Below are 12,115 nucleotides of genomic sequence, written 5' to 3'. Positions count from 1 at the left end.
CGGCAATGTTATCTGCAGCATATCCTAGCACTGCGCACGCCGCTGTCGAGCCAAGGCGCGCTAAAATGCCGACGCAATTCCGATGCTCAGCCCGACACGGTTCACATCATACAGCCCGATGTTACTGTTGGTGGTTGAGGCGCTCAGGCTGACCGTGGGGTTAAAACCCATATAGTCGATGTTCTTGAACGTTGCGGTTGCCTCGGCAGCAACTTGGAATTCACGCCGCCCGTCAGGGCCATGGGGCGTGACATTATAATCGCGATAGCTGGTGCTGAGACCTAGTTGGAGCGATGTCCCCATCACTTCGCGGCCAAAAAGATAGCCCGAACGCAGGCGCACCTCGTCATATTCCAGCCGCTCGGTATCCGAGCGCATGGTGCTGACCGCCGCCCCCAGATACAGACCATCTCCGCCTGCCAGACGTTTGCTGATGCCGCCGCTGAGGCTTAGTTGTTCCTGGTCTCCACCGCGCTGGGCGCGCCGGATATCGGTGCTTAATCCAAAATCGAGCTTGTTCTTGGCATCAAGATAGTAGGACTGCCCGATGCCCGCGCGCAGGTAACGTTGGTAGCGCGCGCCGCCGTAAAAACTTTGGCCGATGTCGGCGCTCAGGCTGAACTCTCCCCGACGGTCTGCGCGCAGTTGTTTGTAGCCGTAGCCAACCTGCACCGTACCAAACGCAAAATCCGCACCCGACACGTCAAGCGGGGCTTCTCCCCGTGCCACACGGGCGGCATCCTCGGCCGCCAGATCGTCCTTGGCGGAATTTGATAGCCGGTACGTGCGGTAGGATAGACCAATCCGCAGATCATGTGCTGTTCGTTCGGTCTGATAGAACCGATAGCGCGATTGCAGCGCTAAACCCGTCTCCAGGCCCGATAGTGCCTTGCTGGACGCGCCAAGAGCGACTTCGCTGTCGCCCAGAATGCGATGGAGAATTTCGTACAGCAATGTGGAGCTGTCGTTCGCGGAGCCGTTGTTGATGTTGGAGCTGGGCTGGAAGGTGAACGAGAGATTGGTCTGCCACGGGTTGCGTTGTTGGACGTATCTGAAGTCCTGCACCGCACGGTTCGCATGTGCCGTTGTCGGCGCAACTTGCGCCGCACGGCGCAGCCAGAATTGCGCACGCGTGCGTTTGCCATCCGACGACAGTGCCTGAGCCATTAGCATAGAAGCGGTGAATTTTTGGTTATAGGTCTTGGCCAGACGCCATGCATCGCGTGCGGCCTGCTGCGCTTCGCCATACTTCGCACGCGCTCTCAGTGCATGAGCGCGGATCAGCAAGGCGGTGACGTCTTGAGGGTCACGTTCCAGCAAGGCATCCGCAAAGGCCAACGCGCGGCCGTATTGCTCATTACGCAAGTTCAGTTCCGCGGCGCGGCGCATCTGCTCGACCGACAAGTGGACCGCCGTTTCAGGTGCTTGCTGTGCCAACGCAACAGGCGCAGCGGTCAAAACCGCCGCGCCAATTGTAAAAGCTCTAATCTGCTGTCTTAACCGCATCATTGCGTTACAGGGTCGCCCCGATAAACGATAAAGCCGCCGGTATCACGCGTGTCGAGGGCTTCCAAAACGAAGATGCCGACAATCTCGTCCGCATCATCACCGGACACAATCGCGTAGTAATTGCCTTCTTCGTAAGCAATAATTTCACCTTCAGCGTTTCTGTATTGGCTTGTAATTTCACCTACCAGATCGCCGCTGTCCTCAAGAACGCCGGGCCCGATCACGAATTGGGCTACCGGAATTTCGGTAAGGTTCGGAGAGATGCCGTTGGCAACCGTGCTGGTGATATCATTGCCTGCAAGATCGTAGACGCGGCGGTTGCGGATTGTCCCATCCACGCCAGCACCCTCATCAAAGTCTTCACTATCGATGATGATCTCTACGTCTGCCGTGGTGTACTGCAATCCGCCATCTGTATTGAAATCACGCAAACCGGCAGATCTGCCTGTGTACTTGGCTTGCAGGGTTTCTGGCAATATCACGGAATCGTCTCGCTGGTATACAAACCCGCCAAAGCCGTATCGTACGTAGTTACCCGTCCGGATGATCGCAAACTGGGTAGACGCCAACTCATTATTTTCGCCTGTCCGGTTGCGGCTGGTTCCGTAGATAGCGCGGTAGGTGAACTGGTTGATGGCATCACCGGAAATCGGATCGTTCGCCAGTTCTTCGGCCTCATAGACGGAAAATCGTCCTAGGTCCTCTCCTTCGTGAAAGCTGCTCACGTCTTCGCCGCGGACATATGGGCTGTCGCCGTCAAAGGCGAGGTTATTCACGGTGAACGTATCATCTGTGCTGTTGTAGCTGACAGAATTGGCAAAACCGCTGCCGTAACCTGAGGCAGACGAAGAATCGACGCGCGCTTCGCTCCGGTAGATTGTGGAGCCGGCGTTAGGGGATTCTGTACCGGGGGGAATGCCGTCAACAGCGATACCGTCGCCGTCCGTCTCACCACTAGTGTCCGTGCCATCGGTTGTGCCGCCATCCGTCCCGCCGGTTGTGCCGCCATTCGTCCCGCCGGTTGTGCCGCCATTCGTCCCGCCGGTTGTACCGCCATCCGTGTCCGTCTCATCAAACGGGTTACCACCGCTACACGCTGCCAATCCCGCAATCAATGCGAGGCTGATAATTTTATTTTTCACAGGCCTGCCCTCAAAGCATTATTCTCATTTTCAGCAACAATCACCGTCCGTCCCCCCGTTTGTCAACGCTGCCAAAGGGAGGTAGCGCATAAACCGCAACACCATGACGAAAATACAATACCCTATATGGCGTTCACGCGGAGCCATACACCAGATATAGTTGTAGACGAATCCCACCGACAGGACACATCATGCCCATCAGCCCAGAACAACAAGCCGAAATCGACGCACAGCGCGCCACGCCGCAACCGACCTTGCGGGCTGTCTCGCCGGGGATGGAGGCGCACCTCTATACCGCGCACGAAGTGCTCGATCACGGGTTCATCCGCGTCATTGATTATATGGGCGATGATGCCGCCATCTGTCAGGCTGCACGCGTAAGCTACGGAAAAGGAACAAAATCTGTTCAGAACGACGAAGGGCTGATCCGCTACCTGATGCGTCACTGGCACTCCACCCCCTTCGAGATGTGCGAGATCAAGCTACACGTGAAACTGCCCGTCTTCGTCGCACGTCAGTGGATTCGCCACCGGACGGCCAACGTCAACGAATACTCTGCGCGCTATTCGATTCTCGATCGTGAGTTCTACATCCCCGCGCCTGAACACGTGAACGCGCAGAGCGTGGTGAACAATCAGGGCCGCGGTGGCGTGCTGGAAGGGGCCGAGGCCGCGCGGGTGCTGGAAATCCTCAAGTCCGATTCCAACCGCGCCTATGACAACTACGAAGCGATGATCGGGGAAACCGGCCCCGACGGCGAAGCGCAAGACGGCCTTGCCCGCGAACTGGCCCGCATGAACCTGCCCACCAACATCTATACCCAGTGGTACTGGAAAGTGGACCTGCACAACCTGTTCCACTTCCTGCGCCTGCGCGCGGACGAACACGCCCAATACGAAATCCGCGTCTACGCCGATGCCATCTGCAAAGTCGTCGCCGACTGGGTGCCGGCTGCTTATGGCGCGTTCGAGGATTACCGTCTGGGTGGCGCGACCCTGTCAGGCAAAGCACTGGACTGCGTGCGCCGCATGCTGAAAGGCGAAGAGGTCACGCAGGAGAATAGCGGGATGAGCAAGGGGGAGTGGCGTGAGTTTGAGGGGGCGCTTAAGTGAGTAATATCCCAGGGAAGCTAATTGTATTTGTTTCTAGCACTTTCACGGATCTAATTTCTGAACGACAGGCTGCGGTGAGTGCTATTCTTAAGTCGGGACATATTCCTGCTGGAATGGAGCTTTTTACGGCGGGGGACCAGTCTCAGATGGACACAATTCGAAGATGGATTGATCAATCTGACATATACATGCTGATCCTTGGGGGGCGATATGGCTCACTAGAACCCAAAACCAAACTTGGCTATACAGAGTTAGAATATGACTATGCGATCGAAGCTGGCAAGCCAGTATTTGCGGTTGTAATTAACCATGATGCGCTTGAAGTAAAGGTTCGTGAATTCGGCACGCAACGATGGAAAAAGAGAACCCTAAAAAACTGGCGCAATTTCGAGAAAAGGTTCTTACGAATATTTCTTCATTCTTTGATGAATTGAAAGATATCAAGCTATGCGTCCATGAAAGTCTTGGGGAATTGTCAACAAATCCCGATTTGAAGGGGTGGGTTTCTGGTTGAAAGGGGTGGGTTTCTGGCGAATACGTTAAGGACCTTTCTGGCTTGGAAGAAACATTGAGTGCAGCCAGAGATGAAAATCTGAATTTGAGAGATCAAATCTCAAAACTGAAAGGCGCTAGCAAGTCAGAAACTTCAAATAGTAGTTTCGAAGCATTGATTGATGTTCTGAAGTCCATAGAAGTCGTTGTGCCAGGGGAAATATCGGGCGGCGAACAAGGAAAGCGGAGCCTGCTTGATCTTATGGACTTAAGCCGGAACCAAGTCGTAAATGGCGTTACAGATGCAGAAAATGCAACTGACTTCGAAACATTTCTTTATTTTAGTGTTCTTCCAAAGTTTTAAATCCATGGACTTGCAGAGAACGAAAAAGTTGCTGGCGTAATATGGAGGCGCAGTTTCCTCAACAATAAAGGCCAAGCAGTGCTTGCATTCTTGGATCAGCAAAGAGCGCTAAGAAAGGCAGACGATAGTTCGGAATAGAGAGCGCAGTGAAACCCACGCGCATTTGTTGGTTTTCACTCACCCTACGTTTCGAAAACAATACGCGAACCACACACATGCCCAATCTCCGATTGGGCAGCGCCCGAACCGAGGGGTGGGCGATTTTCTTCCCCCCCCCTCGGTTCGGGCGCTGTGCATATTCTTGAGTGGAACGGGGCCTGAAAAAGCTGGACTTGAACCGGCGCATTGGCAAAACTGACCTCAATACAATTAGAACCGAGGTTATTATGTCAAAATTCAATGGATTGGCGCTTGTCGCAGCACTTGGGCTGGCCGCAGTTATGCCGCAATCAGCCAGCGCAGAGGCCAAAATTTAACCGTATAAAACATCGCAAAACTATTGCCCCACGGGCCTTCAGCCTGTGTCGATCAACGGGGTGATTTGTTGCGGCACGCCGAACCAGCACGTCAGCTATCAGTCGGCCATGGCGCATCCCGTGGCCAAGAAAAAGGTCCACAAGGCGTATAAAGTGAAGCGCAAAACCTACCATGCGCGCGCTGATTGCCCCATCGGGACAAAAGGCTGTACGTTCGACTAAGCGTTTCAAACCGCTCTGGAAACTCCGGCGCCCTCGCAGACGCCGGGGCAGGGGTTACAGCAGCTTGAGGTCTGCGGCCATCTGGCGTCCGTCACGCCCCTCGGAAAGCTCGTAGCTTACCTTTTGATCATCCGCGAGGCCCGTCAGCCCCGAACGTTCCACGGCCGAGATGTGTACAAACACGTCATTCCCGCCCCCTTCTGGGGCAATGAATCCAAAGCCCTTTGCTGTATTAAACCATTTGACGGTTCCCGTTGGCATCGCTTCCGCGCCTCCTGTTCTAGTAACTTCCCGCTGTAAAACGGGGCAGGGAGCCAAGGCCATCTTGACGCCCACGCATAATAAAGGATTGGTCAATTTTGGAAAAAATCAAGGCACGGCGCGTAGTTTTTCTAAAATCATACGCCTGCCAAACTCAACTGAGGAGTATTTAAGCAATGATCAGCCTGTTCGGTCTCAAAAACTGCGATACCTGCCGAAAGGCCCTGAAAACACTGCCAGAGGCAACTTTTTTCGACGTGCGCGAAGCAGGCGTGCCTGATGCGGTAATGGCGCGGGCGTTTGCGCAATTCGGCGACACATTGCTCAACACGCGCTCCACTACGTGGCGCGGATTGGATGCGGATGAGCGGAACGCGCCGCCGCTTGAGCTGCTGGCCGCGCACCCGACATTGATTAAGCGTCCGCTTATCCAGATCGGGGATGCGCTGTTTCTGGGGTGGACGGCCCAGACACAAGCAGCAGTGCAGGCCACGCTTTAGTTGCGCGGGCTTAGGGCGCGGTCAAACGACAGTGGGCCTGCACCTTTGATCACGATCACCAGCAGGGCGAAAACCCACAGGGCGCGCTGGTCCATGATGATCCCGTCGGGGAAGCGGTCAAACCACGCGCCCAGCACTTTGGGGTCTTCCCAGCCGCCGTGGCCGTAAAGGTCGGTCAGCGATTGCAGGGCCACAAATCCGATCACGCCAAGCGCCGCAAGGCGCGAGAACAAGCCGATCACAATGAGCGCGGGCAAGATGAACTCGGCCCATGTGCCGGCCAGCACAAACATCTTGTGCACCATTGTGAACTGATCGGTGTCATAGCCGACCGCCTCCATCAAGCGTGGGAAGATTTGGACGTAAGCACCTGTTGAGGGCGCGAAAATACCCATCAGCCCATTGCCCAGCTTCGTCAGGCCGGAGACCCAAAAATACATCAGAAGGATCGCAGCGAATAAAAACCGCGCAAGGGTCGGCAGCAGCCAATCAGCGCGGTCCAGCGTGTCGGTGAGTGAGCGGTAAGCGTTTAAAAGAGCAGTCATGTTTTGTCCTTGTCAGGGCTGCAAAATGCGTGGGCTTGCAGGGCGAGTGTCAATGTGGCGGCGAAGTCGAAGTCGGGTGCAGCGGCTGTCGCTGCTTCGATTGCTTCGCCGAGGGGGTGTGTTTCCAGCGCAATGAGCCATGTGGCAGCGCCAGTGGGGAGCAGGTGCACTTCGGGGTCAAACGCAGGGCGTGTGATCAGAACCGCTTGGCCGGCGGCGCGCGGTTTCGGCGCATCCGTTTCATTGGCGCGACGCCACAGATCATAAAGCGGCCAGCGCGAACGGAGAAGACGCGTCGCAGGGGCGCGGTGCAGCCTGAGCGCCGAGAGGGCTTCGGGCGGTTGTTGTAGAAGTGTCGGGTCGAAAGCGGCAGCATCAGCGGCGTGATAGGACGCGCGCAGCGCCAGATCTAGCCGTGCAACATCGGCAAGATAACCCAGATGCGCAAGCGGCGCGAAGCCTTCAAGGAAGGTTGGGAAATCCGCACCATAATGCATCATCAAGGGAGAGCGTGGTGGATGTGCCCGCACAAACATCGGAACCAGCGTGTCAAAGTTCTGCTGGCCTAACAGCGCCCGCACTGTCGGAAAAGCCGCTTTCATTGCCTCAATCAATGAGACGGTCACGTTGTTGCGGTAGACGGCATAGCGTCTGCCAGCGGGCGCACCTTGTGCGTCCAGCAAGCCGTCAGGAACAGGCGCATCCGCATCCAGCAAAGCCGCGCGAAAAAGCGATTGGCTGACTTGCATCAGCGCACCCCAATTACTGCAAGTGCGGTCGCAGCGCGCTCCGCCTCTGCGCGCAGTACGGGCCAGTCGGGCACATCAGTGTCCCATTCTACCAGCACAGGTTTGCGGCCTGTGCGCTGTAAGGTGTAATCCAGCAGCGCCCAGACAGGATCGACTACGGGCGCGCCATGGCTGTCAATCAACAGGGGTGCGCCTGCGTCATCGTGATCTTCGTCGTGGCCGCCGACATGGATTTCGCCCACTGCCGACAATGGATAGCTATCAATATAGGCATGCGGGCTGACGTCGAGGTTTGTGGATGAAACAAAGACATTGTTCACATCCAACAACAAACCGCAGCCAGTCTTGCGGACAAGTGCCGCTAAAAAGTCGGTTTCAGAGAAGGTGCTTTCAGCAAAGGCGAGGTAGCTTGAGGGGTTTTCAAGCAGCATTTGCCGGCCCAGCGTGTCCTGCACCTGATCAATGTGATCGGCCACGCAGTCTAGCGTTGTTTGTGTGTAGGGCAGGGGCAACAGATCATTGAGAAATTCGGCGCCGTGGGTGGACCATGCCAGATGTTCGGAAAAGCTTGCTGGATTGCTTCTCTCCAACAGAATTTTCAAGCAGTTAAGGTGATCGCGGTCCAGCGGTGCTTCGCCGCCGATGGATAGGCCGACACCATGGACGGAAAGGGCCAAATGCTCTGACAAGGCACGCAGTTGCGCAGGGGGGCGTCCGCCATCCCCCATGTAGTTTTCGGCGTGGACCTCAATCCAGGTCACTGGCGCGGGCGCTGCCATCAGATCATTGAAATGCTGGGGCTTGTAGCCAACGCCTACGCCGATGGGCAAAGGTCGGGCAGGAGAGGATTGGTCAAACATAGCAATGCACTCCGTATTTTGCAGTGGGGTGCAGGGCCCATAATATACGTTGGGCCCTGCGAATGGTGCAGTCTTATGCTGGCAGGTCGCGGTCCAGAGCTTCGAGCGAGCCTGTGCGGGATGTGCCGTCTGCCATAGTGGGCATTTCGATGGCGTCACACGTGCCTGCGTCAACCAAGGACCATGCGTTGCCCTGATAGTCTGTCACGGATGTTCCTGCGCATGTAGTGCCGGGGCCTGCGGCGCAGTCGTTTTTACCAGCCAGCGATACGCCGTAGCATTTCTCTTTCGAGGCGGCGTCGGCGGTGGTTGCCACGCCTGTCATTGACGCTGCAACGGCACCGGCAATGGCGAGTGTTTTCATGGTTGTGGACATCAGGTCTCTCCCTTTTTGAGGTCGTGGTGAATATCTGTAGGTCAGTTAAGCAGGACAGCTGCGGTAAATCTACTCACGAGGCAGTGTGTCACAGCTGTGTCAGATTTTTTGTGTGGAATTAGCCGGGTTAAACGCAAAATGTTCCAGTTCTGAAACAAAAAGGGGGCACAAGGCCCCCCTTCTGCGTCAATTGTTACAGAAGATCCGGTGGTTTGGCTTCTGTTTTCAGCGCGGCTGTAACATCGCTGAGCGCTTGAACAGAGGTCTGCTTTTCCCCCAAACGGCGGACAGAAACGGTACGCTCTTCCACTTCGCGGGCCCCCACAGCAAGGATCACCGGCACTTTGCCGACCGAATGTTCACGTACCTTATAGTTGATTTTTTCGTTGCGGATGTCCGCTTCAGCGCGCACGCCTTCAGCTTGCAGTTGTGCTACGACCTCTGCCACATAGGCATCTGAATCAGAAGTGATAGAGGCCACGACAACCTGACGTGGTGCCAGCCAGAAGGGCAGCTTGCCTGCGTGTTCCTCGATCAAGATGCCGATAAAGCGCTCGAACGAGCCAAGGGTTGCGCGGTGCAACATAACAGGCCGATGCTTTGCCCCGTCCGCACCGATATAGGTACTGTCGAGCCGCTCCGGCAGCACGAAGTCCACCTGATGCGTTCCGCATTGCCAATCCCGCCCGATCGCATCGGTCAGCACGAATTCCAGCTTGGGGCCATAAAACGCGCCTTCTCCGGGGTTGAGCTCAGGCTCGATCCCGGCGGCGCGGGTCGCGGAAAGCAGGGCAGCCTCGGCTTTGTCCCAAACCTCGTCCGAGCCGGCGCGGCTGTCGGGCCGGTTGGAAAATTTGACTTTGAAGGACTCAAACCCGAGGTCTTTGTAAACGTTTGTCAGAAAGTCGATAAATTTTGCGGTCTCTGCTTCGATCTGGTCTTCGGTGCAGAAAATGTGCGCGTCGTCTTGGGTGAAACCCCGCACCCGCATGATGCCGTGCAAGGCACCGGAGGGCTCATAGCGGTTGCATGACCCGAATTCGGCCATACGCAGCGGCAGGTCGCGGTAGGACTTTAGACCCTGCTTGAAGATTTCGACGTGACAGGGGCAATTCATCGGTTTCAGCGCGTTGACGGTTTTTTCGCGCGCGTGCTCTTCGTCCACTTCGACAATGAACATATGGTCCTGATACTTTTCCCAGTGGCCCGAGGCCTCCCAGAGCTTGCGGTCCACGACCTGCGGGGTGTTCACCTCGACATAGCCGCCTTTGCGCTGCTGGCGGCGCATGTAATCCTGCAATTGAGTGTAGATCATCCAGCCGTTGGGGTGCCAGAACACCTGACCGGGTGCTTCTTCTTGCATGTGGAACAGGTCCATCTCGCGGCCCAGCTTGCGGTGGTCGCGTTTGGCCGCTTCTTCCAGCATGTTCAGGTGGGCCTTCAGCTTTTCCTTGCCGGTGAAGGCCACGCCGTAGATGCGTTGTAGCATCGCGCGGTTGCTGTCACCACGCCAGTAAGCGCCGGCAATGCTCATCAGTTTGAACGCATCGCCGGGCAGCTGGCCAGTGTGTTGCAGGTGCGGGCCACGGCACAGATCCTGCCAATCGCCATGCCAGTACATGCGCAGCGGCTCGTCGCCCGGAATGCTCTCGATAAGTTCAACCTTGTAAGGCTCGCCCAAATCTTCGTAATGCTTGATCGCGCGCGGACGGTCCCAGACCTCGGTGCGGACGGGGTCACGGGCGTTGATGATCTGTTTCATCTTCTTTTCGATCAGGCCAAGGTCTTCGGGCGTGAACGGCTCTTTGCGGTCAAAGTCATAATACCAGCCGTCTTTGATGACGGGGCCGATGGTAACTTTGGTGTCGGGCCAGATATCCTGAACGGCACGCGCCATGACGTGTGCCAGATCGTGGCGCACTAGCTCATTTGCCTGCTCTTCATCTGCCATGGTGTGGATGGCGATGGCTGCATCATCGTTGATCGGCCATGCCAGATCAAAGTGCGCTCCGTTCACTGTCGCGCTGATGGCTTTCTTGCCAAGGGATTTTGAAATATCGGCCGCGACCTCGCCCGCAGTGATACCTGCGTCGTAGTGTCGTGCGTTGCCATCGGGAAGGGTGAGTGCGATCTGGGCCATGTGGGCCTCCTCGTCAGTTTGGCGCCTACGAGACGCCCGGTTGCGGGTTTATGTGGGAGCGTATGTGACGGTCTGCGCGCGCGGCGTCAAGAGGTGGTGCCGCGCAAAGGGTTGAGCCGTATCGATAGTGCTAAATGTACCAGTGCAATGCTGGCCCCGATGCCTGCAGCAATCCCCAGAGATATCAGCCCGTAACCAGCAATCATCCCGCCACCAATGGCGGAACCGATGGCCGCGCCCACATAGATCGCAGCAGCGTTGAGGGCGAGCACGACAGGCGCACGGTGCCCCGCGAGCCCGATCAAACGGCCTTGTTGAGCGGCCATGAATGACCAGCTGCACATGGCCCAAAGAAATACCAAGACAAACAGCTGCGGCAAGCTTAGCGGCAACAGCGAGAACATGGGCATGACGCACATCTGCGCCAGACACAGACCCGTTAGCGTCACGCGCCAGCCAAAGCGGTCCGACAGGAACCCGCCCATGATATTCCCCGGGACGGCCCCAAGACCAGAAATCACAAGGATCAGCGTGATCCCGTCACGGCCAAATTCCATCGTCTCGGACAGTAGCGGTGTGATGTAGGTGAATAGAATGTACTGTGAGCCGATAAACGTACCGGTGAAGGCGATGGCCAGCATCAGCCGCCCTTCGCTCATAACATTGCGCAAATCGCGCAGTGAGACAGGTTGGAAACGCAGCCCGACAGGCACCCGCGTCCAGATCAGCCAGATGCAGGGCAGGGCCAGCGCAAACACCATCCAAAGCGCCCACCGCCAGCCAAAGGTATAGCCAACCCAGCTGCCCGCCGGCACGCCCGCGACTTGGCTGATGGTCAGGCCAAAGAACACTGCCGCCAGCACGCGCGCGCGCTGTGCTTCTGGGTAGAGGCCGGCTGCAACCGCGGCCGCGAGTGGTGTGAAAATGCCGGCACCCGCAGCAGCCAGAACCCGTGCAGCGCCCAGAAATGCAAAATTAGGTGCAAGTGCGGACAGGGCAGCGGCGCATGCGAACATCGCGAAAGCCGCGGCCATCACCCTCCTGCGCCCGACAGTGCCCGTAATCGCAACCAGCAGAGGAGACAGGATTGCGTAGGCCACGGCATATACGGTCATCAACTGCCCCGCCTGCGCAGGACTGCGCCCCAGATCTGCGCCCAGCGGCTCTAGCATGCCGATGATAACAAAGGCACCGATCCCGATGATGAAGTTACAGGCGGAAAGAGTTGGGATCAAAAGGCGATCTGGTTGCGTTGTATCCATGCCAATCGGTTTACCACCGTTGGGTTGACCTGCAAGCGACAGCGCCAGAGCGGGCGAAGTGCCGTTGCGGCACAGGGTATTGAACAGCGCACGATAAGGAACATG

14 protein-coding genes are annotated in these 12,115 nt (G+C 56.8%); 5 read left to right on the top strand and 9 right to left on the bottom strand.

The window, feature by feature from the left end; translation table 11 throughout:
* Positions 1-60: 60 nt before the first annotated feature.
* Complete coding sequence (locus V7730_RS05265; RefSeq protein ID WP_335746543.1) at positions 61-1,458, bottom strand: surface lipoprotein assembly modifier; 1,398 nt, start codon at positions 1,456-1,458, stop codon at positions 61-63.
* Between the two features lie 47 nt (positions 1,459-1,505).
* Complete coding sequence (locus V7730_RS05260) at positions 1,506-2,651, bottom strand: hypothetical protein (RefSeq protein WP_335746542.1); 1,146 nt, start codon at positions 2,649-2,651, stop codon at positions 1,506-1,508.
* A 191-nt stretch (positions 2,652-2,842) separates the two neighbouring features.
* On the opposite strand from V7730_RS05260, the gene thyX reads away from it, so the two are divergent.
* The 4 genes from thyX (at position 2,843) to V7730_RS05240 (ending at position 5,317) form a co-directional block, all read left to right on the top strand.
* Entirely contained in the window at positions 2,843-3,763 is a 921-nt protein-coding gene (gene thyX, locus V7730_RS05255) for an FAD-dependent thymidylate synthase (RefSeq protein ID WP_335746541.1), read from the top strand.
* Complete coding sequence (locus V7730_RS05250; RefSeq protein WP_335746540.1) at positions 3,760-4,197, top strand: DUF4062 domain-containing protein; 438 nt, start codon at positions 3,760-3,762, stop codon at positions 4,195-4,197. The genes thyX and V7730_RS05250 overlap by 4 nt, the downstream gene beginning before the upstream one ends.
* Positions 4,198-4,319: 122 nt before the next feature.
* Positions 4,320-4,619: a hypothetical protein gene (locus tag V7730_RS05245; protein WP_335746539.1), complete on the top strand. Its 300-nt coding sequence runs from the start codon at positions 4,320-4,322 to the stop codon at positions 4,617-4,619.
* A 521-nt stretch (positions 4,620-5,140) separates the two neighbouring features.
* On the top strand, positions 5,141-5,317 hold the full coding sequence (locus V7730_RS05240; protein ID WP_335746538.1) for a hypothetical protein: 177 nt from the start codon (positions 5,141-5,143) through the stop codon (positions 5,315-5,317).
* Positions 5,318-5,371: 54 nt separating this feature from the next.
* Here V7730_RS05240 and V7730_RS05235 read toward each other — a convergent pair whose 3' ends face one another.
* Positions 5,372-5,578: a cold-shock protein gene (locus V7730_RS05235; protein WP_335746537.1), complete on the bottom strand. Its 207-nt coding sequence runs from the start codon at positions 5,576-5,578 to the stop codon at positions 5,372-5,374.
* A gap of 179 nt (positions 5,579-5,757) precedes the next feature.
* Between V7730_RS05235 and V7730_RS05230 the strand changes: the two genes are divergently transcribed.
* The gene (locus tag V7730_RS05230; protein WP_335746572.1) at positions 5,758-6,078 is read left to right on the top strand and encodes an ArsC/Spx/MgsR family protein; all 321 of its coding nucleotides are present in this window, start codon (positions 5,758-5,760) and stop codon (positions 6,076-6,078) included.
* On the opposite strand, the gene V7730_RS05225 is transcribed toward V7730_RS05230, so the two are convergent.
* The 6 genes from V7730_RS05225 to V7730_RS05200 form a co-directional block, all read right to left on the bottom strand.
* Complete coding sequence (locus tag V7730_RS05225; RefSeq protein WP_335746536.1) at positions 6,075-6,623, bottom strand: DoxX family protein; 549 nt, start codon at positions 6,621-6,623, stop codon at positions 6,075-6,077. The genes V7730_RS05230 and V7730_RS05225 overlap by 4 nt on opposite strands.
* The gene (locus V7730_RS05220; protein WP_335746535.1) at positions 6,620-7,372 is read right to left on the bottom strand and encodes a DNA-binding domain-containing protein; all 753 of its coding nucleotides are present in this window, start codon (positions 7,370-7,372) and stop codon (positions 6,620-6,622) included. The genes V7730_RS05225 and V7730_RS05220 overlap by 4 nt, the downstream gene beginning before the upstream one ends.
* Positions 7,372-8,232, bottom strand: a complete 861-nt coding sequence (gene bufB / locus V7730_RS05215; protein WP_335746534.1) for an MNIO family bufferin maturase — start codon at positions 8,230-8,232, stop codon at positions 7,372-7,374. Before bufB ends, V7730_RS05220 begins: the two co-directional genes overlap by 1 nt.
* A 73-nt stretch (positions 8,233-8,305) precedes the next feature.
* Complete coding sequence (locus tag V7730_RS05210; RefSeq protein WP_335746533.1) at positions 8,306-8,608, bottom strand: BufA1 family periplasmic bufferin-type metallophore; 303 nt, start codon at positions 8,606-8,608, stop codon at positions 8,306-8,308.
* A gap of 193 nt (positions 8,609-8,801) precedes the next feature.
* Entirely contained in the window at positions 8,802-10,748 is a 1,947-nt protein-coding gene (gene thrS, locus V7730_RS05205; protein WP_335746532.1) for a threonine--tRNA ligase, read from the bottom strand.
* A gap of 86 nt (positions 10,749-10,834) precedes the next feature.
* Positions 10,835-12,010: an MFS transporter gene (locus V7730_RS05200; protein ID WP_335746531.1), complete on the bottom strand. Its 1,176-nt coding sequence runs from the start codon at positions 12,008-12,010 to the stop codon at positions 10,835-10,837.
* Between the last annotated feature and the right edge of the window lie 105 nt (positions 12,011-12,115).

It is taken from the genome of Sulfitobacter sp. (assembly GCF_036961165.1).
Lineage (GTDB): Bacteria > Pseudomonadota > Alphaproteobacteria > Rhodobacterales > Rhodobacteraceae > Sulfitobacter.
This window is presented reverse-complemented; position numbering and strand designations above follow the sequence as displayed.